General features: G+C 64.9%; 24 protein-coding genes. 12 read left to right on the forward strand and 12 right to left on the reverse strand.

The window, feature by feature from the left end; genetic code table 11:
- Positions 1 to 53: 53 nt before the first annotated feature.
- Together HOY44_RS06870 and HOY44_RS06875 are read right to left on the reverse strand one after the other, a co-directional pair.
- Positions 54 to 1,232, reverse strand: coding sequence for an ABC transporter substrate-binding protein (locus HOY44_RS06870; RefSeq protein WP_287433850.1), 1,179 nt, complete (start codon positions 1,230 to 1,232; stop codon positions 54 to 56).
- Between the two features lie 65 nt (positions 1,233 to 1,297).
- Positions 1,298 to 4,024 (reverse strand): benzoate-CoA ligase family protein, encoded by a 2,727-nt coding sequence (locus HOY44_RS06875; RefSeq protein ID WP_287433851.1) that lies wholly within the window; start codon positions 4,022 to 4,024, stop codon positions 1,298 to 1,300.
- Positions 4,025 to 4,113: 89 nt separating this feature from the next.
- Here HOY44_RS06875 and HOY44_RS06880 point away from each other — a divergent pair, with 89 nt between their 5' ends.
- Positions 4,114 to 4,539 carry an acyl-CoA thioesterase gene (locus HOY44_RS06880; RefSeq protein ID WP_287433852.1) on the forward strand — a complete coding sequence of 142 codons (426 nt, stop codon included), beginning with the start codon at positions 4,114 to 4,116 and terminating at the stop codon, positions 4,537 to 4,539.
- Complete coding sequence (locus tag HOY44_RS06885; protein WP_287433854.1) at positions 4,532 to 5,275, forward strand: IclR family transcriptional regulator; 744 nt, start codon at positions 4,532 to 4,534, stop codon at positions 5,273 to 5,275. The genes HOY44_RS06880 and HOY44_RS06885 overlap by 8 nt, the downstream gene beginning before the upstream one ends.
- Here HOY44_RS06885 and HOY44_RS06890 read toward each other — a convergent pair.
- Entirely contained in the window at positions 5,251 to 6,267 is a 1,017-nt protein-coding gene (locus tag HOY44_RS06890) for an LLM class flavin-dependent oxidoreductase (RefSeq protein WP_287433855.1), read from the reverse strand. The genes HOY44_RS06885 and HOY44_RS06890 overlap by 25 nt on opposite strands.
- Positions 6,268 to 6,320: 53 nt before the next feature.
- On the reverse strand, positions 6,321 to 7,043 hold the full coding sequence (locus HOY44_RS06895) for a LytTR family DNA-binding domain-containing protein (protein ID WP_287434731.1): 723 nt from the start codon (positions 7,041 to 7,043) through the stop codon (positions 6,321 to 6,323).
- Between the two features lie 168 nt (positions 7,044 to 7,211).
- Here HOY44_RS06895 and HOY44_RS06900 point away from each other — a divergent pair, with 168 nt between their 5' ends.
- From HOY44_RS06900 to HOY44_RS06920, 5 genes are all read left to right on the forward strand, one after another.
- Positions 7,212 to 8,819 carry a GMC family oxidoreductase gene (locus HOY44_RS06900; RefSeq protein ID WP_287433856.1) on the forward strand — a complete coding sequence of 536 codons (1,608 nt, stop codon included), beginning with the start codon at positions 7,212 to 7,214 and terminating at the stop codon, positions 8,817 to 8,819.
- A gap of 319 nt (positions 8,820 to 9,138) precedes the next feature.
- On the forward strand, positions 9,139 to 9,642 hold the full coding sequence (locus HOY44_RS06905) for a type III secretion system chaperone family protein (protein WP_008333781.1): 504 nt from the start codon (positions 9,139 to 9,141) through the stop codon (positions 9,640 to 9,642).
- A 113-nt stretch (positions 9,643 to 9,755) separates the two neighbouring features.
- A complete protein-coding gene (gene proC / locus HOY44_RS06910; RefSeq protein ID WP_287433857.1) occupies positions 9,756 to 10,571 on the forward strand; it encodes a pyrroline-5-carboxylate reductase in 816 nt (271 codons plus the stop codon).
- Complete coding sequence (locus HOY44_RS06915; RefSeq protein WP_008333779.1) at positions 10,568 to 10,906, forward strand: tRNA-binding protein; 339 nt, start codon at positions 10,568 to 10,570, stop codon at positions 10,904 to 10,906. Before proC ends, HOY44_RS06915 begins: the two co-directional genes overlap by 4 nt.
- Positions 10,906 to 11,856 carry a 2-hydroxyacid dehydrogenase gene (locus HOY44_RS06920; RefSeq protein ID WP_287433859.1) on the forward strand — a complete coding sequence of 317 codons (951 nt, stop codon included), beginning with the start codon at positions 10,906 to 10,908 and terminating at the stop codon, positions 11,854 to 11,856. The genes HOY44_RS06915 and HOY44_RS06920 overlap by 1 nt, the downstream gene beginning before the upstream one ends.
- 13 nt (positions 11,857 to 11,869) lie before the next feature.
- Here the strand turns inward: HOY44_RS06920 and mbfA are convergent, their stop codons facing one another.
- From mbfA to HOY44_RS06940, 4 genes are all read right to left on the reverse strand, one after another.
- Positions 11,870 to 12,850, reverse strand: a complete 981-nt coding sequence (mbfA, locus tag HOY44_RS06925; protein ID WP_008333776.1) for an iron exporter MbfA — start codon at positions 12,848 to 12,850, stop codon at positions 11,870 to 11,872.
- A gap of 73 nt (positions 12,851 to 12,923) precedes the next feature.
- On the reverse strand, positions 12,924 to 13,628 hold the full coding sequence (locus HOY44_RS06930) for an NYN domain-containing protein (protein WP_008333773.1): 705 nt from the start codon (positions 13,626 to 13,628) through the stop codon (positions 12,924 to 12,926).
- 54 nt (positions 13,629 to 13,682) lie between these two features.
- On the reverse strand, positions 13,683 to 14,468 hold the full coding sequence (locus HOY44_RS06935; protein WP_287433863.1) for a hypothetical protein: 786 nt from the start codon (positions 14,466 to 14,468) through the stop codon (positions 13,683 to 13,685).
- A 91-nt stretch (positions 14,469 to 14,559) separates the two neighbouring features.
- The gene (locus tag HOY44_RS06940; RefSeq protein WP_287433864.1) at positions 14,560 to 15,690 is read right to left on the reverse strand and encodes an S-(hydroxymethyl)glutathione dehydrogenase/class III alcohol dehydrogenase; all 1,131 of its coding nucleotides are present in this window, start codon (positions 15,688 to 15,690) and stop codon (positions 14,560 to 14,562) included.
- Between the two features lie 100 nt (positions 15,691 to 15,790).
- Here HOY44_RS06940 and HOY44_RS06945 point away from each other — a divergent pair, with 100 nt between their 5' ends.
- Positions 15,791 to 16,072 (forward strand): I78 family peptidase inhibitor, encoded by a 282-nt coding sequence (locus HOY44_RS06945; protein ID WP_138421913.1) that lies wholly within the window; start codon positions 15,791 to 15,793, stop codon positions 16,070 to 16,072.
- Positions 16,069 to 16,341, forward strand: coding sequence for an I78 family peptidase inhibitor (locus HOY44_RS06950; protein ID WP_287433867.1), 273 nt, complete (start codon positions 16,069 to 16,071; stop codon positions 16,339 to 16,341). Before HOY44_RS06945 ends, HOY44_RS06950 begins: the two co-directional genes overlap by 4 nt.
- Positions 16,342 to 16,392: 51 nt before the next feature.
- Here the strand turns inward: HOY44_RS06950 and HOY44_RS06955 are convergent, their stop codons facing one another.
- Positions 16,393 to 16,833 carry a c-type cytochrome gene (locus tag HOY44_RS06955; RefSeq protein WP_287433868.1) on the reverse strand — a complete coding sequence of 147 codons (441 nt, stop codon included), beginning with the start codon at positions 16,831 to 16,833 and terminating at the stop codon, positions 16,393 to 16,395.
- Between the two features lie 176 nt (positions 16,834 to 17,009).
- On the opposite strand from HOY44_RS06955, the gene HOY44_RS06960 reads away from it, so the two are divergent.
- From HOY44_RS06960 to HOY44_RS06970, 3 genes are all read left to right on the forward strand, one after another.
- A complete protein-coding gene (locus HOY44_RS06960; RefSeq protein WP_287433870.1) occupies positions 17,010 to 18,659 on the forward strand; it encodes a Y-family DNA polymerase in 1,650 nt (549 codons plus the stop codon).
- 38 nt (positions 18,660 to 18,697) lie between these two features.
- On the forward strand, positions 18,698 to 19,621 hold the full coding sequence (locus tag HOY44_RS06965; protein ID WP_138421917.1) for an AEC family transporter: 924 nt from the start codon (positions 18,698 to 18,700) through the stop codon (positions 19,619 to 19,621).
- A 345-nt stretch (positions 19,622 to 19,966) separates the two neighbouring features.
- The gene (locus HOY44_RS06970) at positions 19,967 to 20,302 is read left to right on the forward strand and encodes a DUF2794 domain-containing protein (RefSeq protein WP_040885109.1); all 336 of its coding nucleotides are present in this window, start codon (positions 19,967 to 19,969) and stop codon (positions 20,300 to 20,302) included.
- Here HOY44_RS06970 and HOY44_RS06975 read toward each other — a convergent pair whose 3' ends face one another.
- From HOY44_RS06975 to HOY44_RS06985, 3 genes are all read right to left on the reverse strand, one after another.
- Complete coding sequence (locus HOY44_RS06975) at positions 20,303 to 21,181, reverse strand: C40 family peptidase (RefSeq protein WP_287433871.1); 879 nt, start codon at positions 21,179 to 21,181, stop codon at positions 20,303 to 20,305.
- Entirely contained in the window at positions 21,178 to 22,563 is a 1,386-nt protein-coding gene (locus HOY44_RS06980) for a leucyl aminopeptidase family protein (RefSeq protein WP_287433873.1), read from the reverse strand. The genes HOY44_RS06975 and HOY44_RS06980 overlap by 4 nt, the downstream gene beginning before the upstream one ends.
- Positions 22,564 to 22,647: 84 nt before the next feature.
- Positions 22,648 to 23,025 (reverse strand): hypothetical protein, encoded by a 378-nt coding sequence (locus HOY44_RS06985; RefSeq protein ID WP_040885106.1) that lies wholly within the window; start codon positions 23,023 to 23,025, stop codon positions 22,648 to 22,650.
- Positions 23,026 to 23,038 lie beyond the last annotated feature (13 nt).

The raw sequence follows: 23,038 nt of genomic DNA on the forward strand, positions 1-23,038 counted from the left end.
GGGGGCTCCCGGAGTTGGCGCGGGCAGTCGGGCCGCCCGCGCCGGATTGAGGATCACTCCATCGGGCACTCGGCCGCGAAGTTGTCCTGAGCGTTCTCATAGACGGTTTTCACGACCTTCGTGGTCCAGACGCCATCGGCATCCTCGACCACTTCGCGCAGGTAGAAGTTCTGGATCGGGATGTTGTTGTTGCCGTAGGTGAATTCGCCCCGGACGCTGTCGAAATCGGCTTCCTTGAGGGCCGCGCGCAGGGCGTCGGTGTCCTCGGTGTTGCCGACCTTGGCGACCGCCGACGCGATCAGCATGATCGAGTCATAGGCCTGCGCCGCGTAGTAGGACGGGTAACCGCCGAACTGCGCCTTGTAATCCGCGACGAAGCGGGCGTTCGCTTCGTTGTCGAGCGTCGGATCCCATTCCTGCGTGGTCTGCGACCCCAGAACAGCGGTGAACCCGGCCTCTTGCAGGCGTGGAAGCGAGATCGCGTCGACGGTGAAGACCGAGTAGAGCGGAAGCTCTTCGGCAAGGCCGGCCTGGTCGTACTGCTTGATGAAGGCACCGGCCGCCGCACCGGGGTAGAAGACGAAGATACCATCGGCACCCGAGGCCCGCGCCTTGGCGAGTTCGGCCGAGAAGTCGAGTTGCGCGTCGGCGCCCCATTTCGTCAGGTCGCGCCCGACGATTTCGCCTTCGAACGTGCGCTCGACCCCGGCCACCATGTCTTTGCCCGCGGCATAGTTCGGCGCCATGATATAGAGCGATTTCACCCCGGCATCGTTCAGAACGTCGCCCATCGCCTCGGGCGTCTGGTCGTTCTGCCACGAGGTCGAGAAGAAGTTGGGATCACAGAGCTTGCCGGCCATCTGGCTGGGGCCCGCGTTGGCGGAAATCAGGAACTTGCCCGCGTCGAGCACGGATTTGCGCGAGGCGAGCAGGACGTGGGACCAGATGTAGCCCGCGACGAAATCGACGTCGTCCTGCTTGACCAGCTTGTCGGTCGCCTGCTTGCCGGTTTCCGGTGCGAAGCCGTCGTCGCCGAAGATCACTTCGATATCCAGATCGCCCGCCTTGCCGCCCAGATGCTCGACGGCGAGGTTCACCGCGTTTTCCATCTGGTTGCCGATCACGGCGGCGGGGGTGGTGAGCGTGGTGACGAAGCCGATCTTGACCGATTCCGCCTGCGCGACGCTCGTGAACATTGTGGCGGCCAGTGCCGCCGAAATAATGCGTTTCATGGTTCCTCCCTGGTGGTCCGCCCGTTCCTCGGGCTTATCGGACCGTTGCTTTTCACACTTGCACCCTATGCAAGGCGTTCCGCTCCGTCTACCGGCATCGCCTTCACGGCCTGACGGTCGAGTTTCCCGGTGCCGGTCTTGGGCAGATCTTCAATGTAGCTGACGAAACGCGGATACTTGAAGGGGGCGAGTCTCGATTTGACGAAATTCTGCAAAGCTTCGGTCTGCCCTTCACGCGGCGCGTGCCCTTGCCGCAAGGCGACGACCGCGCGCAACGTCATGCGCCGGTCGGGTAGTTCATGTGCCAGCACGGCGCATTCGTGGACATCCGGGTGTTCGTTCAGGCAACGCTCCACTTCCAGCGGCCAGACCCACTGACCGGACACTTTGATGAGGTCGTCGGCGCGGCCTTGGAAATAGTAGAACCCATCCTCTTCGATGAAACGGTCGCCGGTGTAGATCCAGTCGCCGCGCATCGTGTCGGCGGTCTTGTCGGGACGGTTCCAATAGCACGGCGCGGACGATCCGCCCCGCGCATACATGACACCGTCGACCCCGGACCCGACGCGGTTTCCGTCCGCGTCGCGCAATTCGATCTCATACCCCGGCACCGCCTTGCCCGCCGCGCCAAGGCGCTGTTCCTCGGCGGTGTTCGACAGGTAGACATGCAGAAGCTCGGTCGACCCGAGACCCTCGATCGCGGGAAGGCCCGTGAGCGCCTTCCAGCGGTTGAACACGTCCTCGGACAGGGTTTCCGCCGCCGACATGCATTGCCGCAGCGACGACAGATCCCGTTTCGCGATGCCCGGCGCGTTGCAGATCGCGGTGTAAAGCGTCGGCAGGCCATAGAACACCGTGGGCCTGTAGGTCTCGATCATGTCCAGCACGGCGTCGGGCGTCGGGCGGCCCGGCATCAGAAGCGTGGTCGCGCCAATGGAGAACGGGAAGGTGAAGGCGTTGCCGAAGCCATAGGCGAAATAGATTTTCGGCACCGAGAAGCAGATGTCGTCTTCCCTTAGCTTCAGCACATGCGCCGCGAAACTCTGCTGGCTGTAGGCCATGTCGTGATGCAGGTGGACGATGCCCTTGGGGCGGCCCGTGGTGCCCGAGGAATACATCCAGAACGCCATGTCGTCCGGCCCGGTGGGGGCAAGATCGAGCGTGTCGGGCTGACCTGCGATGAAATCGGCAGCCGCGCGGGTGCCGGCGGGCGCCTCGCCATTCACGATCAGTGGCACGCGGGTGCCTGCCTTGGCGAAGACCTCGACCAAACCCGGTTCGGTCAGGGCCAAGGGTGCTGCGCTGTCTTCGAGGTAGTAGGCCAGAACATCGGGCGGCGTCATGGTGTTGAGCAGCACGGGCACGAACCCGGCCCGCACCGCGCCGAAGAAGGCCGCAGGATACGTTGGCGTATCGTCGAGGAAAAACGCGATGCGGTCGCCCTGGATCAGGCCCGCAGCTTTGAACGCATGACCCCAACGGGCGGCATCGGCGATTAGGTCGGCATATGTCACGTCGCCCGCAGGTCCGGTCAGCGCGACCTTGTCCGGGTTACGGTCGAGGTTGTCCCACAGGACGGAAGAGCAGTTCGGATGCTTCGACTTGTCGAACCCGATTTCACGCGCGCCGGGGGTGTCGTCGGTGACAGGGTCCGCGATCTCGGGGCGCAGCGCCTCATAGGCCGCCATGAACTCCGGCGCGATTTTGCGAAGGCGGTCGCGCGGGATGCGGCCCGAGCGGGTCATGTAACTCATCGCGAAGTCGAGCGGCTTTTGCTCGATCCGCTCCCCGAAGGTTTCATACCACGCGCAAGAGGTGTTGGCGGCGGTCACGATCTTTTTCGCGATGGGCTGGCGACTGGCCTGATAGGCGGCGAGGCCTTCTTCGACAGTGGCCGAACGCTTCATCGCCTCGACCAGCGCGATGGCGTCTTCGAGCGCAAGGCGCGTGCCTGACCCGATTGAGAAATGCGCGGTGTGAACGGCATCCCCGATCAGGGCGCGGTTGCCCGACACCCAGTTTTCGCACCAGAGTTTGGGGAATTGCCGCCAGACCGACTTGTTCTTGATGAGCTTCGCGCCTTCCAGCACGTCGGCAAAGACCTCTTCGCAATAGGCGGCGGTCTGATCCTCGTCCATCTTGTCGAAGCCGTGCGCGAAGAACCCGCCTTCTTCGATCTCGACGATGAAGGTGCTCATATCCGGCGCGTAGCGATAATGATGCGCGTTCATCGCCCCTTTCGGGTGGCGCACGAACGTTTGGGTCAGCGTGTCGAAAGGCCGGTCCGTGCCGAACCACGCAAAGCGGTTGGTCATGTTCTCGACGGTCGCCCCGAACGCCTCGGGCGTGGCTTGCCGCACGACCGAATTCAGGCCGTCCGCGCCGATCACGAGGTCGGCGTCGAGCGCGTCGATGTCGTCGATAAGGGTGTCGAACACCAACTCGGCCCCGACCGCTTCGGCGCGGTCCTGAAGGATTATCAGGAGTTCCAGCCTGCCGATGGCCGAAAAGCCGACACCCTCCAGCGTCACCGCCCCGTCCGGGTGGTTGAGCGTCATGTTGCGCCAGCGTTCCATCTGCGGCGCGATCAGGTCATGGGTTTCGGGGTCGTCGGCCTTGAGAAAATCGAGCGCCTGATCCGAAAAGACGACACCGAAGCCCCAGGTGACGCCGCGCGGGCTGGCCTCGGTCACGCGGACGCGGGCGTTGGGGAACGCGCGGCGCAACAGGATCGCGGAATACAGCCCGCCCGGGCCGCCGCCCACGATTTCGATGGTGTTGAGCGTAGCCATTCCGCCCTCCCTCGGTCTAGCTTGCGTTGCCCGGGATCGTATGAAACGATTCCGCATGATGCAACAAGTTTTACAGAACGGAAAAATAGATGGCCGAAACACCGCTTTTCCAGATCGACGTCCAGATCAGCTTCGGCCACTGCGACGCGGCGGGGATCGTGTTCTATCCCAACTTCTTTCGCTGGTTCGACAGGTGCTTTCACACATTTCTGCTGGAGCGCCACGGCGGCCACGCAGCACTTTGCAGACAACTGGGCGCGCGCGGTATCGGCCTTATGCACGCTGACGCGGACTTCCGGTCGCCCGGACTGGACGGCGACCTGTTCACGCTGGACCTCGGCCCGATCAATTGGGCCAACCGCAGCCTGACGGTGCCTTATACGGGGCGGATCGGCGACCGTGTTCTGGTCGAAGGCTACGAAACGCGCGGTATCTTCGCCGAACGCGAGGGGCGGCTGACGGCGGCACCGACCGACCTATTGCGCGCTTTGATCGAGGGGGTGGATCATGGCTGACAGTGCCGGGATACAGTCGCTCGACAGCGCGTTGCGGGTTCTCGAGGCGATGGCACAGGCCAACGCCCCCCTCTCGCTTTCCGACCTTGCCCGACGGGTCGACATGCCCGCGTCGAAGGTGCACCGCTACCTCGCCAGTTTCGTGAACGCGGGACTGGTGGCGCAGGCGGGCAAGTCCGGGAAATACGACCTCGGCCCCGGTGCCATCGCGCTTGGGCTGTCGGCCATGGCGCGGCTCGATTTCGTCAACCGAACCGCCGATGCCCTGCCCGACCTGTGCGCCGAGACGAACCTGACCGCGATGCTGTCGATCTGGGGCAATTTCGGGCCGACGATCATCCGCTGGGAGCGTGCCGCCGGGTTCATCGTCACCACGCTTGGACTGGGAACGACCATGCCCCTTCTGGGGTCGGCGACGGGCCGCACCTTCCTGACATGGGCCCAACCGAACGTCATCGCTGCAAAACTCGCCGAGGAGTGCGACGCGCAGCCGTCACTGGACGCCCGCAGCATCGCGTCGCAGGTGCGCGATGACGGCTATGCCTGGGTCTCCGGCGATCTCATCCCCGGCCTCGCGGCGATCTCGGCCCCGGTGCTCAATTGGCAGGGCGAGGTCGAGGCGGCGGTCACGCTGATCGGCACCGACGTTTCAATCGCCGAACCGGACAGTGCGCCGGTGACCGCGCTGAAAGCCTTCTGCGCGCGATTGTCTCAACCTGCGCCGACACCCGCCTGAGCGGTGCCCGCATGGTCCGACAGAACGTCCGCCGCGATGCGGAACGATGTCTTGCGCGCCTCGTGGTCATGGATCATGCCCGTGAGGATCATTTCGTCAGGCTGGTAGCGCTCGATCAGCGCGTTCAGTTGTGAGGCCACCCGGTCCGGCCCGCCAACGGCCGTGACACGCAGCGCATGGTTCACCATCGCCAGTTGATCCGGCGTCGCGATGAGCGATGCATCGTCGACGGGCCGCGGCAAAGGCCCCGGCTTGCCGGTGCGCAGGTTCAGGAACGCCTGCTGCATCGACGTGCGCAACCGTTTGCCTTCGTCGTCGGTGTCGGCGGCGAAGACATTGGCCGCCAGCATGAAATAGGGCTTCTCGATCTGACCGGGCTGGAAGTTGGAGCGATAGACATGAAGCGCATCGTCCAGCGCGTCCGGCGCGAAATGCGAGGCGAAGGCGTAGGGAAGGCCCAGATGCGCGGCCAGTTGCGCCCCGAAGAGCGACGAGCCGAGCATATAGACCGGCACGCGCGTGCCCGCGCCCGGAATCGCCTTGATCCGCTGACCTTCCGTCAGCGGTTCGAAATAGCCCATGAGTTCGACCACATCCTCGGGAAAGGTATCCGCCTGCTGCATGATCCGCCGCAGGGCGCGCGCGGTCGCCATATCCGTGCCCGGCGCGCGGCCCAGACCAAGGTCGATCCGGTCGGGGTATAGCGTCGCAAGCGTTCCGAACTGTTCGGCCACCATGAGCGGCGCGTGGTTCGGCAGCATGATGCCCCCCGCCCCCACGCGGATCGTGTTCGTCTTGCCCGCAACATGACCGATCATGATCGAGGTCGCGGCGGACGCGATCCCGGTCGAATTGTGATGTTCTGCGAACCAGTACCGGGTGTAGCCCCATTGTTCGGCGTGCTGGGCCAGATCGACGGAATTGCCGAGGGCGTCTGCGGGCGTCGACCCATCGGGAACGGGCGCGAGATCGAGGATGGAATAGGCGGTCATGGCGGATCCTTTCCCGACAGACCTAGGCATCCGCCCGGCCCGTGTCGAGAACCCTAGCGTTTTTCCAACGCTTCCGTCAGGACAGGCACGTTCGGGCGACTGACCGGCAACGTCGTTCCGTTTTTCAGAACCACCTGACATTTGCGACCGTCCTTCTCGACCCGCTCGACCGCGTGAAGCGCGACCCAGTGCGACCGATGAATCTGCATTCCCGGATAGCCGTTCAACTCTGCGAGCGCGTCGGACATTCGCTTGAGAATGCGGCCCGCACCGTTCGAGGTGACGACATCGAGATAGTGGTCCTGCGTCGTGATCGAGATCAGCTCGGTCCCAAGTTCGGGTTCGAGGTTGCGCACGAACAGGGGCGGCTCCGGTTCGGCCGGTTTCGGCGCGGTCTTTTCGGCGTCGGGCTGAGGCTCGGGGGCGGCATGGTACATCGGGCGCAGATAGCCCTCGAACACCCCGACCCCGAAGCCGATCAGGGTGACGAACACCCACCGGAAGCCAAGGTTGTAGGGCGTGAACTCGGCATGCCGCACCATCGTATCGAGCACCAAGAGCGCGGTCGCGCCGATCGGCCCGGCGATAAAGGCACCGATGGCGATGCGCAGGATCGGGTGCAGGTTTCCGGGCAGGCGATAAAGCGTCAACTCGGTCAGCGCGATCATCGGCACCGTAATGAACACCAGTGCGACGGGCCAGTAATAGGCCCGTTCGAGAATGGTGAGATCGAAGAATGTGCCAAAGGGTCCGGTCACGACGGCAACCACCGTCATGACCAGCACAACAAGAATCTTGCGCCGATAGCCCGCCCTCATGGCTGATGAAATAAGCGATCCCGTCACTTTGCGCAATTCGTCGCACGCGAAACAAATCGTCCCTCGAACCTTGCGTCAACTTGGCCACGGGGACTATGGAAGCGGTTGAAAACTTGGGAGCGGGTCATGGCGGATATCGGCGGCAACTGGGACTACATCATCGTCGGCGCTGGAACCGCCGGATGCGTGCTTGCGAACCGGCTGAGCGAGGATCCGGGCACCCGCGTTCTCCTGCTGGAAGCCGGGGGCAAGGACACCTACCCGTGGATTCATGTGCCGGTAGGGTATCTCTATACGATGGGGAACCCCAAGACCGATTGGATGATGACCACCGGACCGGAACCGGGTCTGAACGGACGGTCGCTCGCCTATCCCCGCGGCAAGGTCGTCGGCGGCTGCACCTCGATCAACGGCATGATCTATATGCGTGGGCAATCGGCGGACTATGACCATTGGCGGCAACTGGGCAACACGGGCTGGGGCTGGGATGATGTCCTCCCCTATTTCCGCAGGAGCGAAGATCACTACGGCGGCGCGTCGGACCTTCACGGGTCCGGCGGCGAATGGAAGGTCCAGAAACAACGCCTGAAGTGGGATATTCTCGAAGCGGTGCAGGAAGCGGCGATCCAGTTCGGCATCCCGTTCTCTCCGGACTTCAACGACGGGCTGAACGAAGGTGTCGGCTTCTTCGACGTGAACCAGAAGGGCGGCGTGCGCTGGTCGGCGGCCAAGGCGTTCCTGCGCCCGGCTCAGGGGCGTTCGAACCTGCGCGTGGTGACAGGGGCGCTGGCGGAAAGCCTGATCCTCGATGGCAAGCGCGCGGTCGGCGTGCGGTGGAGCGTCAACGGCGCGGCGCAGGAGGCGCGGACGGCGGGCGAGGTGCTGCTGGCCGCCGGGTCGCTCAACTCTCCCAAGCTCATGGAACTCTCGGGGATCGGCGACCCCGACGTGATCGGCGACTTCGGGATCGATGTCGCCCATGCGCTCCCCGGTGTCGGCAAGAACCTTCAGGACCACCTTCAGATCCGCACCGCCTACAAGGTCACCGGCGCCAAGACGCTGAACCAGTTGACCAACTCGCTGATCGGCAAGGCCCGGATGGGCATGGAATATGCGCTGAAACGCTCCGGGCCGCTTGCCATGGCGCCCTCGCAGTTGGGCATTTTCACCCGGTCGGACGACAGCGTCGCGACACCGGACCTCGAATATCACGTGCAGCCGCTGACGACCGACAAGCTGGGCGATCCGCTGCACCCGTTCCCCGGTATCACCGTCTCGGTCTGCAACCTCCGGCCCGAAAGCCGTGGCACGTCGCATCTGCGCTCGACCGATCCGGGCGAACAGCCGGACATCCGGCTGAATTACCTGTCCGCCGAGAAGGACAAACTGGTGGCCGTCAAATCCGTGCAGCAGGCGCGCGAACTGATGAGAATGCCCGCCATGGCGAAATACGCGCCCGAGGAATTCCTTCCCGGCCCCGCCATCGCCACGGATGCGGACCTCTTGCGCAGCGTGGGCGACATCGCTTCGACCATTTTCCATCCGGTCGGCACCACGAAGATGGGAACCGACCCGATGGCCGTCGTCGGACCGGACCTCAAGGTCCACGGGATCGACGGTTTGCGGGTCGTCGATGCGGGCGTCATGCCGACGATCACCTCGGGCAACACCGCCTCGCCCACCGTCATGATCGCCGAAAAGGCCGCCGACATGATCCGGGGCAGAGCCGCCTGAGCGCATCGCGGGCCGCGCCGCCCGACCCGGCACCAACTTGCCGGAACGGCCCCCGCCGTTCGGCTGCAAATCGCGCACCTGACGATGGTTAACGCCCGGAAATCTCGAAAAAATTGCGTGATTTGTGCAAGTCGCGAGTCCTCAAGCGACTCGATTCGTTAGGAAAAAGCGGATTTTCGACTTTCTCCTTTACAGGAGTCAACGAATATCACACGATATCTAGTAGGGATGGGGCGCACTAGACGCCACACCCTGTACAGGCAACCAGCCATTGCGTTTCTGCATCCGCAAAGGCTGAAGCGAGCAGAAGGGGCAAGCCATGGCGGCGACCGAGCACTATCTCGAAGCGGAAGACCTGCATCCAATCGACATCGTCGAAACTCTCGCGGAAAGCCACGCCTGGGACTTCGACCGTGTGGCCGACGACCAGATCGCGATGGCGGTCGAAGGTCAGTGGCGCACCTACTCGATCACGCTCGCCTGGAGCCCCTACGACGAAACGCTCCGGCTCATCACGACGTTCGAGATGGAGCCGCCCGAAGAAAAACTCGCCATGCTTTACGAGGCGCTCAACGCCACCAACGACATGGTGTGGGACGGGGCCTTTACCTACTGGCACGAACAGCGCCTGATGGTGTTCCGCTACGGCCTCGTTCTGGCCGGCGGGCAGATGGCCGGGCCCGAGCAGATCGGACGCCTGATTTCCTCGGCCGTCCAGAATTGCGAACGCTTCTACCCGGCCTTCCAACTGGTCAACTGGGGCGACAAGAGCGTCGAAGCCGCCATGCAGATCGCGATGGCCGAGGCTTACGGTCGCGCCTGACGAAATTCATCTCCAATGAACGGCGACGGGGGGCTTCGGCCCCCTGTTTTCGTATCCGCATTGCGCACCGGGTGCCGCCCGCCTAGTCTCCGCGCCGACGAAGGAGACAAGCGATGGACATGAACGACATCCGCGAGAAGGGCATGGTCCTTCTGGGTTGCGGCAAGATGGGCTCGGCGATGCTCAAGGGCTGGCTGGATGGCGGGCTTCCCGCCACGTCGGTCTGGGTCAACGACCCGAAGCCGTCGGAATGGTTGCAGGGGCTGGACGGTCTGAACCTGAACGCCGATCTGCCGCCTGCGCCTGCGGTGGTTCTGGTCGCGGTCAAACCGCAGATGATGGCCGATGCGCTGCCGACGCTGAAGGCGATGGGAAACGGGTCCACCCTGTTCGTCTCGGTCGCCGCCGGGATCACCATTGCCACCTATGAGGACATGCTGGGCGATCGGACTCCCATAGTGCGCGCGATGCCCAACACGCCTGCCGCCGTGGGCCGTGGCGTGACCGCGATCATCGGGAACGGCGCGGCGGGTGCCGATCACGCCGATCTGGCCGAGGCGCTCTTGTCCGCCGTGGGTCAGGTGGTGCGGCTGGAAAGCGAAGAGCAGATGAGTGCGGTGACCGCGATTTCTGGCTGCGGGCCTGCCTATACCTTCCACCTGATCGAAGCGATGGCGGCGGCGGGCGAGGCGAATGGGCTGGCGCCGGAACTGGCGTTGCAACTGGCAAAAGCGACTGTCGCGGGCGCCGGACATCTGGCCGAGAACGCCGACGAAGACCCGGGCCAGTTGCGCGTCAACGTGACCTCGCCCAACGGGGTGACGCAAGCCGCCCTCGAAGTGCTGATGAACGAGACCGACGGCTTTCCGCCGCTCTTGGAACGCGCGGTCGAGGCCGCGATCAAGCGCGACAAGGAACTGGGCGCATGAGCGAGATCAGCTTTGACGATTTCCTGAAGGTCGACGTGCGCAAGGGCACCGTGGTCAAGGCCGAGCCATTCCCCGAGGCGCGCAAGCCCGCGATCAAGCTTTGGGTCGATTTCGGGAAAGAGATCGGGGTCAAGAAATCCTCGGCCCAGATCACCAAACACTACACCGAGACCAGCGTGATCGGCATGGGCGTCATGGCGGTGGTGAATTTCCCGCCGCGCCAGATCGGCAAATTCATGTCGGAAATCCTCGTCCTTGGCGTGCCGGATGCGGATGGCGAAGTGGTGCTCATCACCCCGGACAAATCCGTGCCCAACGGCGGGCGGCTTTTCTGATGGAGATCCTCGTCACCCGCCCCCTGCCCGACGCCGTGCTGAACAAACTGGGCGCCGCCCACGACGTGACCTTGCGGGAGTCGACCGAACCGCTCCACCGGGATGAGATGCTGGCGGCTCTTACCGGGTTCGATGCGGTGCTGCCGACACTGGGCGACGCGTTCTCACGCGAGGTGTTCGAGGCGGCGGGCGACATCCGCTGCAAGCTGCTCGCCAATTTCGGGGTCGGTTACAACCATATCGACGTGGCGGCGGCCAAGGCGCATGGGGTGGCGGTGTCCAACACCCCCGGCGCGGTGACGGATGCGACGGCGGATATCGCGATGACGCTGATCCTCATGACCGCGCGACGTGCGGGCGAAGGCGAGCGGATCGTGCGGGCCGGTCAGTGGGAGGGCTGGGGTCCGATGCAGATGCTCGGCCAGCATGTCACCGGCAAGACGCTGGGCGTTATCGGCATGGGCCGGATCGGACAGGCGATTGCGAAACGCTGCCACCACGGCTTCGGCATGGACGTGATCTTCTACAACCGCTCGCCCAAGAAGGTCGGGTTTCCGGCGCGCCAGCGTGAGCGTCTGGAGGATGTGGCGGCGCTTGCCGATTTCCTTGTCGTCGCCGTTCCGGGCGGGGCCGAGACGCATCACCTGATCGGGCGCGACGTTTTCTCGTCGATGCCGGACCATGCGATCTTCGTGAACATCTCACGCGGGGATGTTGTCGATGAGGCCGCGCTCATCGCCGCGCTTCGGGCGGGCGACATCGGCGGGGCCGGGCTCGACGTCTACGAGAACGAGCCTGAGGTGCCCGAGGCGCTGAGAGCGATGGAGAACGTGACGCTCCTGCCCCATCTCGGCACCGCGACGCTTGAGGTGCGCACGGCGATGGGGATGCTGGCGGTGGACAACATCCTGTCGTTCTTCGCCGAAGGAAACCTGGTCAACCCGGTCTGAGGCCTCGGGGGCGTCAACCGCCCCCGATGAGCACCCCTGCCGCGAACACCAGCGCGCCCCCCAGAACCACTTGGAACGTGGCGCGGAAAAAGGGTGTCGCCATGTATTTGTTCTGAATCCAGACGATCGCCCAAAGCTCTACGAACACCACGATGATGGCGATGATCGTGGCGGTCCAGAAATCCGAGATCAGGTAGGGGAGCGCGTGGCCCAGACCGCCGAGCGTGGTCATCAGCCCCGATGCCACCCCGCGCTTGACCGGAGAGCCGCGCCCCGACAGTTCGCCATCGTCCGACGCGGCCTCGGTGAAGCCCATCGAGATGCCCGCGCCGACCGCCGCCGCCAGACCGACCAAAAGCGTGGTCTGCGGGTCTTTCGTCGCGAACGCCGTAGCGAAGATCGGCGCCAGCGTCGACACCGACCCATCCATGAGGCCCGCCAGCCCCGGCTGCACCCATGTGAGGACGAACTGGCGATGCGCCGCTTCGTCCTCCTGCTCACGCGCCTCGCCCGAAAGGTATTTGCGTTCGAGCTGCCCGGCCACGTCATTGTGCCCGGCCTCGGCAGCCGCGAGATCGCCCAGAAGCTTGCGCGTGGCGGCATCGGACGAGCGGTCGGCGGCCTTGCGGTAGAATTGTTCCGCCTGCCGCTCCATCTCGCGCGCCTGCGCCCGCATCCGCTCCAGCCCGAGGTTTTCGATCATCCACACCGGCTGGCGCTGGAAATATCCTGCCACATGCTCACGCCGGACCAAGGGGATCACCGTGCCGAAACGGCGCTCATGCTCGTCGATCAGCCATTTGCGGTGGTTGTCCTCTTCCGCCGCCATTTCATCGAACACCTTCGCGGAGGAGGGATATTCCTCGCGCAGACGCTCGGCATACTGGCGGTAAATGCGCGCGTCATCCTCTTCGTTGGAAATGGCGAGCGCGAGCACTTCCTGCTCGGACAGATCGGAGAACCGACGGCGGGAGAATGAGAATCCGGGAACCATATGCACACCTATTTGGAACGATTCCAAACTAGCGACGCGCCCGCCAAGTTCAAGGGTCCAGCTTGTCGCGGCCTCAGTCCAGACGGCGGACGTAGACGTGGTTCCCCTCGCGCTTCATCTCGAACCGCTTGGTGTCGCGGATCAGGTCCGACAATTTCGCGCGACCGTAACTGCGGGTGTCGAAGTCCCGGTTGTCGGCCTGAATGGTCTGGCCGACGACGCCAAGCTGGAACCACTCGCCATCCTGATCGATCTTGGCCATCGCCCCGAAGATCAGCGGCAGCGCGTCCATCGGGTCGCGTTTACCCTTTTTCTTCTCGGCGGGTTTCTCGGCCTCTTCATCCACGATGTTTTCGATCATGACGAAGCGCGAACAGACGTTGCGCAGGCTTTCCGGCGTCTTGCCTTCGCCGATCCCGATCACGGTCAGGCCCTGTTCGCGGATGCGGTTGGCCAATGCGGTGAAGTCGCTGTCGGACGAGACGAGCACGAAACCGTCGAACCGCCCGGTGTGCAAAAGGTCCATCGCGTCGATCACCAACCCGATGTCGGAGGCATTCTTGCCCTTGGTGTTCGCGCTTTCCTGATGCGCAACCATCCCCAGTTCCTGCACCTTGGATTTCCAGGGGCCAAGCCTTTGCGAGGACCAGTCGCCATAGACGCGGCGCAGCGCAGGCTCGCCATAGGTCGTGATCTCCTTCAACACGCCATCCGCGAAGCGGGCGGGGATATTGTCGGCGTCGATCAGGACGGCGAGAAGAGGCTTGGTTTCGGGCATGTCGGGCTGTCCTTCGTGTGGCTGCGCCTTCGGTATCCTACTTGGTCGCCGCCGTCACCCGCTTGCGATGTCGTATTGTTTGGCCCAGTCGTCCAGATCACCGGGACCGTCCAGCCGTTCGACCAGCGCGATGCGGCTCAGAATCCGATCCAGCGCCGCGCGCGTGTCCCCTTCGGTCTGGCGATAGAGCGAGGCGAGAGCGCCGGGCAGGCGCATTTCCGGCTCGGGATGGCTGTAGAACAGCGCGAAAGGCGCGGAATTGATGTTGGACACGAGGCTCGCAACATCGGGCAGGATCGTGCTTTTGAAATCCACGTCCTCCGGCGGAATGGCATGGGTCAGCATCAAAAGCGACCGACCGGCCAGCACGGTCTGTGTCGTCGAGAGGATGAAACTGACCGACAGGGTCAGAACCACCATACCCGTCACCGCCGCCGTGACACCCAAGAGCGCCGACGCCATAGACCCGGCCTTGGTGATCCCGCCGCCGACCGTGGACAGCATGTGCCCGGCGTGGGACAGCGCCCCGATCAGCGAGGCCGGCGTTTCCGGCTCTTGGCGCAGAATACCGGGTTCGAGCGCATGAAGTATCATGGTCCAGCCCACCGCCAGCCCGGCGATCCACCAGATCGCTACGACGCTCATGCACAGCGGACCGACGACGTGATATTTCCAGCGCATGTCAGGCAGGGTGCGATGCAGCGCGAACACGCCACGGGCAAGCCGATGGGAGACGAAGAAATAGACGTTCGTTCCGATGGTGGTGAAAATGAAATCGACGAAAACATAGACGACGATCACCGCGCCTATGGTCAGTTCGATGACGTCCAAGGGGGTCATGTTTCCTCCGATAGTGGCTGCTCACCGAAAGACAACGGCCGGAGACCGCCCTGCGGTTCCGGCCGTTCTTTCCGACGCCGTCTGGCGTGGGTCAGTAAAGCACCACCGACCGGATCGACTCGCCCTTGTGCATCAGGTCGAAGCCGGTGTTGATCTCGTCGAGCGGCATGGTGTGCGTAATCATCGGATCGATCTCGATCTTGCCGTCCATGTACCAGTCGACGATCTTCGGCACGTCGGTGCGGCCCTTGGCGCCACCGAAGGCAGTGCCCTTCCAGACGCGGCCCGTGACCAGCTGGAACGGACGGGTCGAAATCTCGGCCCCCGCCGCCGCGACGCCGATGATGATCGATTCACCCCAGCCGCGATGCGCGCTTTCCAGAGCCTGACGCATGACGGTGGTGTTGCCCGTGCAATCGAAGGTGTAATCCGCCCCACCGATCAGGTCGCCGCGCCGCTTGGTCAGGTTCACCAGATAGGGGACGATATCCTCGTCCAGCTCCTTCGGGTTCACGAAATGGGTCATGCCGAATTTCTCGGCCATTTCCTTTTTCGACGGGTTGATGTCGACGCCGACGATCATGTCGGCCCCCGCAAGGCGCAGGCCCTGAATGACGTTCAGACCGATCCCGCCCAGCCCGAACACCACGGCGGTCGCGCCGATCTCCACCTTGGCGGTGTTGATGACGGCGCCGATGCCCGTGGTCACACCGCAGCCGATGTAGCAGATCTTGTCGAACGGCGCGTCCTCACGCACCTTGGCGAGCGCGATTTCGGGCAACACCGTGTGGTTCGAAAACGTCGAGCAGCCCATGTAGTGCAGGATCGGGTCGCCATCGAGCGTCGTGAAACGGCTGGTCCCGTCCGGCATGACGCCCTGCCCTTGCGTCGCACGGATCGAGGTGCAGAGGTTCGTCTTCCCGGAGGTGCAGGAATAGCATTCGCGACACTCGGGCGTGTAGAGCGGGATCACGTGATCGCCCGGCTTCACCGCCGTCACGCCCTCGCCGACCTCGACAACGACCCCCGCGCCCTCATGGCCCAAAATGGCCGGGAAAAGCCCTTCGGGGTCCGCGCCGGACAGGGTGAATTCGTCGGTGTGGCAGATGCCGGTGGCCTTGATCTCGACGAGCACTTCGCCGGCTTTCGGCCCTGCCAGGTTCACGTCCATGATTTCAAGGGGTTTACCGGCCTGCGTGGCAACGGCGGCGCGCGTTTTCATAAGAACTCTCCCTAATCGCTTTCGTCTACCTTGGGCGAATATTCGCGTCCGTTCAATGGCATGGCCTTGCGCCTGCGCCAAGGACGGATATCTAGGACGCATGTGGAAATTCGCCCTTATCCCCGCCGCGCTTCTGGCGCTCGCCGCCTGCCAGACCGAGGCTCCCGTCGCATCGGCGCCCATGCCCGAACCGCAGCTTTGCGCGGCCGACCAGATGCAATCGCTGGTCGGTGACGACATCTCGAACCACCCCGAACTCGTGCGGTCCAAGGATCTCCGTATCCTCGAGCCCGGTTCGATGGTGACCATGGATTATCGCGCGGACCGGCTGAACATCGACACCGACGAGGCGGGCATCATCACCAAGGTCTATTGCGGATGAAGTGGGGCGCGCTCGCCATCGCGGCCGTCGCGCTCGCCGCGTGCGAGCAGGGGGCGACGGTGACCTATGATCCGAGCGGGCAACTGGGCGTCTGCCCGGCTCCGGCATTTCAGGAGTTCGTGGGCCAGCCCTATGCCAACACGCGGATCGAATGGCCGGACCTTCGGATCATCCGGCCCGGCGATGCGGTGACGCGGGATTATCTGGAAAACCGCCTTAACGTCGATCTGGACGAGAACGAGGTCATCACCCGCATCTGGTGCGGGTGATCCGTTCCCTTTAAGGGCTGTGCGGGGCGCCCGTTGGACGCCCCGCCGGACTTACAGCTTGTAGGGCTTGTGGCAGGCGCCGCAGGCCCCGCCGACCGAGCCCATCACCGCACCAAGATCATCCGCGCTCGACACCATGCCGGACGCATCTGCCGCTGCGGCCTGAAGCGCCTCGGCCTTGCTCACGAAATCGTCCCAGTTGGCCCAGATGTCGTCCGACGCATCGCTTTCGGCGTCCACCACCTCTTCTTCGAACAACGTGGGCACCGTGGCCGCCGTTTCGGAGATCGTGGTGAGAGCGGCCTGAATGGCGGCCGCGTCGAATTCCATCGTGCCCTTGGCCGTGTCGCCGACGATCTTGAAATTCTGACCGATGGTTTTCATCGCCTGCTGCCGCGCCTGAATGGTCGGGTTGTCCGACTCGGCATGGGCCGCGATGCCGAAAGCGGCCGTGGCCAGAGCGGCGGAAGCAAGGAGTGTCTTGACGTTCATCTGGATTTCCCTTTGCGATCAATATGTTTTGCGCGTCTCCGGGTCACCTTAGCGGGTGCGGCATGATTGCATAGTCACATCCCCGTCAGGAGGCGGGGGACTGCCGGGACTCGACTCCGGCCCTGCGGTTCGCCTATGAGAACATTAAGTGAACATTAGCCGCGCTGCCGCCCGCCATGCCTGCCAAACGCCATCTGTCGCTGTGGTTCCCCCGCCTCGCCGCCGAGCGCCTGCTGCGCCTCGATCGCGGCCTGCCCGCGGGGCCTTTCGTCGTGGTCGAGGATCAGCGCGGGGCGCAGGTGATCGCCTCGATGAACGCGGAAGCGCAGGCGGCGGGCCTGAGCCTTGGCCAGCCTCTGCGCGACGGGCGGGCGATGTGTCCGGGCCTCACCTCGCGACCCGCCAATCCGGTGGCCGAGGCCGCGTTCCTCACCACGCTCCGCCGCTGGGCGGGGCGTTTCAGCCCGTGGGTCTCGGAAGAGGCGCCCGACGGCCTGATCCTCGATATCACCGGCTGCGCGCATCTGTTCGGCGGCGAACAAGAGCTTGCCGCCGAGATCGACCGGGAATGCGCCACGCTGGGGCTGACCGTTCGGCTGGGGCTGGCCGACACGCTGGGTGCGGCATGGGCGCTGGCGCGGTTCGCGAATGTGGCGGGCAGCGGACACCGCTCCGGCGACGCCATCGATCAGGAGGCGCGCGCGACACGATCCCGTGCCGTGAAGCGCAAACACTGGACGCGCGGCGGCACGGCCCCCAAGCCCGCCACGCAGTCGGTCGCCCCGCGCATCGCGCCCGTGGGACAGACCAGACAGGCCATCGGCCCCCTGCCCGTCGCCGCGCTCCGGCTTGAAACGGAGACGGTCGAGGGGCTGACGCGGCTGGGGCTGCGCCGGATCGACGACCTGTTCGGCACGCCGCGCGCAGGTCTGGCCCGCCGGTTCGGACGGCACATGGTGCGCCGGCTGGATCAGGCGCTGGGCGTCGAACCCGAACCCGTCTCGCCCGCCCGTCCCCCGGTGCGCTTCGCCGTGCGTATGGGCCTGCCCGATCCCATCGGGCTCGAGGAGGATCTGCTCGCCTGTTTCGACCGCCTGCTGCCGGAGCTGTGCGACCGCCTGACCCGCGCGGGCCGAGGCGCACGGCGGGTCAGGGCCGAATTCTCGCGGTCCGACCACACCATGCAGGCGGTCGAGATCGGGCTGGCCCGCCCCACCGCCGACCCGCACCGGATGCGCCCGCTCTTGGGCATGAAGCTGTCCGACGTCGACGCGGGCTTCGGCATCGACGCGGTGCGGCTGGTGGTGACCAGTCACGAGCCGGTGCACGCCACCCAGCATCGCGGGCATCTGGAGGCGGGCGCGACCGTGTCGAACCGTGGTCCGGGCGCGGCGCTCGACGACCTTCTGGGGCGGATCGGCACGCGGCTGGGGCTGGAGGCGATGGTGCGCCTGCACCCGGCGGAAAGCCATATCCCCGAAAAGGGCGCCACCGTGCTGGCCGCCGCCTTTTCCCAGCCCGCGACGAACTGGCAGGCCCCGGCCCGCGAACGGCCCCTCAGGATGTGGCCGCCGGAGCCGGTGATGATCCCCGACCTGCCCCATCTGCCCGAGACCTTTCGCTGGCGCGGACGCGATCACGGGGTGGCCAGCGCCTTTGGCCCGGAACGGCTCGCCCCGGAATGGTGGCTGGACGATCCCGCCTGGCGCACCGGGCAGCGCGACTACTGGGTGGTGACGACGACGCGGGGCGAACGGCTGTGGCTCTACTTCGCCCACGGTGCCGCGCAGAGCGCCGGATGGTTCTGTCACGGCGCCTTCGCTTGAGGATGGTGGCCGCCCGCAGGTCATGCTAGGGGCAGGTCATGGTCGCTGTCCTTATCCAGGTTCTTCCCTTCTTCGCCGTGATCGCGCTTGGCTATCTCGCGGGGCGCACGGGCTTTTTCTCGGAAGCAGCGACGGCGGCACTGACCAAGTTCGTATTCTACTTCGCCCTGTCGGCGATGCTGCTCAGGTTCTCGGCCACGCTCAATCTGGGCGACGTGGTGAGCTGGCCGTTCATCTGGGCCTACCTGATCGGCACCTCGGCCATCTACATCGTCGCGACCATCGTCGCCCTCGTTCGCCGCATCGGCGTGGAACAGGCCGCGGTCGAGGCGCAATGCGCCGTGATCGGCAACACCGGCTTCCTTGGCGTGCCCATGCTGGCGCTTCTGTTCGGGGAAGAGGCGATCGGGCCGGTCATGCTGTGCCTTGCCGTGGACCTCGTCGTGTTCTCGTCGCTCATCGTGATCCTCATTACGGGAACGCGTGACGGACGTGTCAGCCCCAAGGTTCTGGGCACCGTGGCGATGGGGCTGGTGAAGAACCCGATGATCGTGTCCATCGTCGCCGGTTTTTCGTGGTCGGCCACGGGCATTCCGCTCCCCGGCCCCGTCACCGAAATGCTGACCCTTCTGGGGGCGGCGGCCACCCCCGGCGCGCTCTTCGCAATCGGCGCCTCGCTCGCCTCGAAATCGGCCGAACGGCTGTCGGTCGCGGTCTGGCTGTCCTTCGCCAAACTGGTCCTGCATCCCGCGGCGGTGGCCGTCATGGCGATCTTCGTATTCACGCTCGACGCCTTCTCGGCCAAGGTCATGATCGCGACGGCGGCCCTGCCCGTTGCGGGCAACGTCTTCATCCTCGCCCAGCATTACGGGGTGGCACCGATGCGGGTGTCGGCCGCCATCCTCGTCTCGACCGCCGTGTCGATCTTCACGGTCGCGGGGGTCATCGCGCTGGTGGGCTGAAGCCCCTGATTTCCGCAAGGCGGCCCAGCCTTGCATGACGGAGCAGCCCGTCCCGTGCAAATCACCAACACAATCAAGCAAAACCAGCGCCCTTGTTTCCGGCACGTAGGCGGAAAAATGCAAAACCCCACCGCTTGGGGTGGGGTTTTGGATCCCGGCGCCGCAAACTGGGTGGGGGCTGTTGACGCGGCACCGGGGAAGCTTGCGCTTCGAGGGTCAGGTTTGCATACCAATCGCGGCGCCATTTTGGGCGACCCGCGGTAAACCAGCGGTCTTTTTGTGTCGTGAATCGGGCGCACTCATCCGGGGATTGATTTACCGTCGAATTGGGCGCAGGCTTGCCCCATGAACGCGCCCACTCCGTTCCCTCGTAACGTAGACGAGAAGGTGGCATTCAACCGCCACGAGCTCTCCATCATTCTTGGCCTATACGGACGCATGGTCGCCGCCGGCGAATGGCGCGACTACGGCATGAGTTTCCTGAAAGACGTCGCAATCTTTTCGGTGTTCCGCAGAGCCGCCGAAAACCCGCTTTACCGGATCGAGAAACGGCCGAAGCTGCGCGGAAAGCAGGGCCAGTATTCGGTCATCGGCATGGACGGGCAGATCCTGAAACGTGGCGCGGACCTCAAGACGGTGCTCCGCGTGCTCGAACGCAAGCTGATCCGCGCGGTCGAGTGATTACGGCAGGCGCCGATGCGCCGTCACCGGGCCATCGCCCTGCGCCTCGATCCTCGCAATCGCCGCCTCCATGTCCTCGTATGTGACCCCCATCGCACGGGCGTTGGCATGGATGATCCGCGTCTCGTCCGCAACCATCGCGACATGCCCCTTCCAGAACAGAAGATCGCCGCGCCGCGCCGGACCCTCGGCCGCTTCACCGAGTGACTTCTGCATGTCGCTGTCACCCGGACAAGGCAGACCGCAGGCGAGAAAAGCGGCCTGAACCAGCCCGGAACAATCCAGTCCGAACCCGGAATTTCCGCCCCACAGATAAGGCGTTCCCAGATACCGCTCGGCGACGGCGACCGGATCGGTTTCGACCTCGGCGATGGGCCGCAGGTGCGCCATGGGCACGTATTGCGTGCGTCCGGTCTTGTGCCCGTCGATCTCGCTCGGGCGCCGCCGCATGTCCACCTCGCCCCAACGACCGCCCTCATGCGTGGCGAAGACGGTCAGACGGGAGCCGTGCGAAATCGGCAATGCCTCGTCTCCGGTCTTAAGTTCGGGCGAACCGACCAGATAGCTCTGACGCGCCGAGACGATGTGGGTCGGCTCAAAACCGGGTTCGGCGAGGAGGTCGGACGCGATGGTGCCGACATATCCGTCTTTCTCGGCAAACCCGAAGCAACGCCCGTCCGACTCGTCGAGCACGACGAAGGTGTCGTGAAGCACCAGTTCCCGCAGGCGTTTGGCGGGGTCCAAGGCATCTCTGAGCGTGGCGACGGGAACGGCGACACTCCGCCGCTCGCCTTCGACAAAGGCTTCCGCGTCGACCTGACCCCGCAACGACACATGCGCGACGCGACCGTTCGATTTCAGAAGCCGTCGGTCGGTCACAGTTTCAGCATCCCGGGCAGGGCTTCGAGGAGCGCGCGCGCCCCCTGTCCCACGCCGCCGACGGGCCGTGCCGGGGCCGCCGAAGGCTGCCAACCGAAGATATCGAAATGCACGTATCGGTCGGTGTCGGTCACGAAGCGTTTCAGGAACAGGGCCGCCGTGATCGACCCTGCGAACCCGCCCTTCGGCGCGTTGTCGAGGTCGGCGATCCCCGGCTCGATCATCGCGTCATACGGCGTCCAGAACGGCATTTCCCAGACCGGGTCCGCCACTTTCGGCGCGGCCACGCGCAGCGCGTCGGCATCCATCTCGTCCGTCGCGTAGAACGGGGCGAGGTCCGGGCCGACCGCCACCCGCGCGGCCCCCGTCAGCGTCGCCATCGACACCATCAGGTCCGGCATATCCTCGTCCCCCAGTGCAAGCGCATCGGCCAGCACCAGCCGCCCCTCGGCGTCGGTGTTGTTGATCTCGACCGTCAGCCCCTTGCGGCTGATCAGGATATCGCCCGGCCGGAAAGCATCGCCCGAGACGGCGTTTTCGACCGCGGGGATCAGAACGCGCAATTGCAGTTTCAGCCCCAGCGCCATGATCATCCGCGCGAGGCCAAGCACGGTCGCCGCGCCGCCCATGTCCTTTTTCATAAGGCCCATCGACGCGCCCGGTTTCAGATTGAGCCCCCCGGTGTCGAAGCACACGCCTTTGCCCACCAGCGTCAGGGTGGGCCCGCTTTCGCCCCAGTGCATGTCGATCAGGCGCGGCGCACGCACGGCGGCGCGGCCGACCGCATGGATCATCGGGAAATTCTGTTCGATCAGATCGTCGCCGACGATCACGTCGATCTCGGCGCCGAATTCGTCCGCCAGCGCACGGGCCGCATCGGCAAGGTCCGCCGGCCCCATATCGCTTGCGGGCGTATTGATGAGATCGCGGGTCAGTGCCTCACCCGCCGCGATCGCCTGCAACCGCGCCGCATCGACCCCATCGGGCGCGATCAGTCCGGCCTTGGGCGCGGGGTGCTTGGCGTATTTCTCGAAGGTGTAACCGGCGAGAAGCCAGCCCAACGCGACCTCGTCAAGCGCGTGGCCGGTCAGGTCCGTGACAAGCCGGTAGGTCCCCTCCGGCAGCGCCGCGCGGGCCTTTGCCGTGCCGAACCGCATTCGCGCGCGCGCCTTGGCATCGCCCAATCCGACGAGAGCGCCGTCGATCTTGCCGCCTTTGCCCGGCAAGACGAGCACCACCCCGAGACCTGCGGAATAGCCGCTTGCGTCGAGCCATGCCGCATGGCTGTCCGGCAGGGATTCCTTGACCTTCGCAAGCGACTCCTTCGGCACGAGCGTCAGGGGGATGGCATCATCGGTCGGTGCGGCGAATGTCAGGCTCATGTTGGCTCCGGTCAGATTGTCGACCGCGCCACCCTATCCCATGTGCGGGCACCTGCAACGGGGGCCGCGCGGGGCCTGCGCCCCTCAGCCGATCCCGTCCGACATATCCCAGACAGCGACCAGTGACCGATCCCCGATCCGTTCCAGCCGCGCGATGACAGCGCCCAGCGCCGGGGCGTCGCGTCCGGAGGAGAGATCGGACAAATCACGCGACACGCGCGCAAGCTTGGTCATGCCGACCTGCTGCGCCACTGCGGCAAGCGCGCGCGCCCCGGCCGTGAGATCGTCGAAGCGTCCATCGCGGTAATCCCCCGGCAGGGCTTCGAGCAGCGCCGACAATTCCTCGAGCGCGTGCTGCACGACCTTGTCGGCCCCGACCGGACCCAATTGCCGGTAAAGCACCTCCAACTGGTCGCGGTCGAGCGCGACCGCTTCGGCCAATTTCAAAACGGCAACTGACATCACCTTCACCCTT

It is taken from the genome of Maritimibacter sp., assembly GCF_016774595.1.
Lineage (GTDB): Bacteria > Pseudomonadota > Alphaproteobacteria > Rhodobacterales > Rhodobacteraceae > Maritimibacter > Maritimibacter alkaliphilus.

Coding starts and splice junctions, on each gene's coding strand:
- HOY44_RS06870 (WP_287433850.1), bottom strand. CDS start 1,232: ATGAAACGCATTATTTCGGCGGCACTGGCCGCCACAATGTTCACGAGC.
- HOY44_RS06875 (WP_287433851.1), bottom strand. CDS start 4,024: ATGGCTACGCTCAACACCATCGAAATCGTGGGCGGCGGCCCGGGCGGG.
- HOY44_RS06880 (WP_287433852.1), top strand. CDS start 4,114: ATGGCCGAAACACCGCTTTTCCAGATCGACGTCCAGATCAGCTTCGGC.
- HOY44_RS06885 (WP_287433854.1), top strand. CDS start 4,532: ATGGCTGACAGTGCCGGGATACAGTCGCTCGACAGCGCGTTGCGGGTT.
- HOY44_RS06890 (WP_287433855.1), bottom strand. CDS start 6,267: ATGACCGCCTATTCCATCCTCGATCTCGCGCCCGTTCCCGATGGGTCG.
- HOY44_RS06895 (WP_287434731.1), bottom strand. CDS start 7,043: ATGACGGTGGTTGCCGTCGTGACCGGACCCTTTGGCACATTCTTCGAT.
- HOY44_RS06900 (WP_287433856.1), top strand. CDS start 7,212: ATGGCGGATATCGGCGGCAACTGGGACTACATCATCGTCGGCGCTGGA.
- HOY44_RS06905 (WP_008333781.1), top strand. CDS start 9,139: ATGGCGGCGACCGAGCACTATCTCGAAGCGGAAGACCTGCATCCAATC.
- proC (WP_287433857.1), top strand. CDS start 9,756: ATGGACATGAACGACATCCGCGAGAAGGGCATGGTCCTTCTGGGTTGC.
- HOY44_RS06915 (WP_008333779.1), top strand. CDS start 10,568: ATGAGCGAGATCAGCTTTGACGATTTCCTGAAGGTCGACGTGCGCAAG.
- HOY44_RS06920 (WP_287433859.1), top strand. CDS start 10,906: ATGGAGATCCTCGTCACCCGCCCCCTGCCCGACGCCGTGCTGAACAAA.
- mbfA (WP_008333776.1), bottom strand. CDS start 12,850: ATGGTTCCCGGATTCTCATTCTCCCGCCGTCGGTTCTCCGATCTGTCC.
- HOY44_RS06930 (WP_008333773.1), bottom strand. CDS start 13,628: ATGCCCGAAACCAAGCCTCTTCTCGCCGTCCTGATCGACGCCGACAAT.
- HOY44_RS06935 (WP_287433863.1), bottom strand. CDS start 14,468: ATGACCCCCTTGGACGTCATCGAACTGACCATAGGCGCGGTGATCGTC.
- HOY44_RS06940 (WP_287433864.1), bottom strand. CDS start 15,690: ATGAAAACGCGCGCCGCCGTTGCCACGCAGGCCGGTAAACCCCTTGAA.
- HOY44_RS06945 (WP_138421913.1), top strand. CDS start 15,791: ATGTGGAAATTCGCCCTTATCCCCGCCGCGCTTCTGGCGCTCGCCGCC.
- HOY44_RS06950 (WP_287433867.1), top strand. CDS start 16,069: ATGAAGTGGGGCGCGCTCGCCATCGCGGCCGTCGCGCTCGCCGCGTGC.
- HOY44_RS06955 (WP_287433868.1), bottom strand. CDS start 16,833: ATGAACGTCAAGACACTCCTTGCTTCCGCCGCTCTGGCCACGGCCGCT.
- HOY44_RS06960 (WP_287433870.1), top strand. CDS start 17,010: ATGCCTGCCAAACGCCATCTGTCGCTGTGGTTCCCCCGCCTCGCCGCC.
- HOY44_RS06965 (WP_138421917.1), top strand. CDS start 18,698: ATGGTCGCTGTCCTTATCCAGGTTCTTCCCTTCTTCGCCGTGATCGCG.
- HOY44_RS06970 (WP_040885109.1), top strand. CDS start 19,967: ATGAACGCGCCCACTCCGTTCCCTCGTAACGTAGACGAGAAGGTGGCA.
- HOY44_RS06980 (WP_287433873.1), bottom strand. CDS start 22,563: ATGAGCCTGACATTCGCCGCACCGACCGATGATGCCATCCCCCTGACG.
- HOY44_RS06985 (WP_040885106.1), bottom strand. CDS start 23,025: ATGTCAGTTGCCGTTTTGAAATTGGCCGAAGCGGTCGCGCTCGACCGC.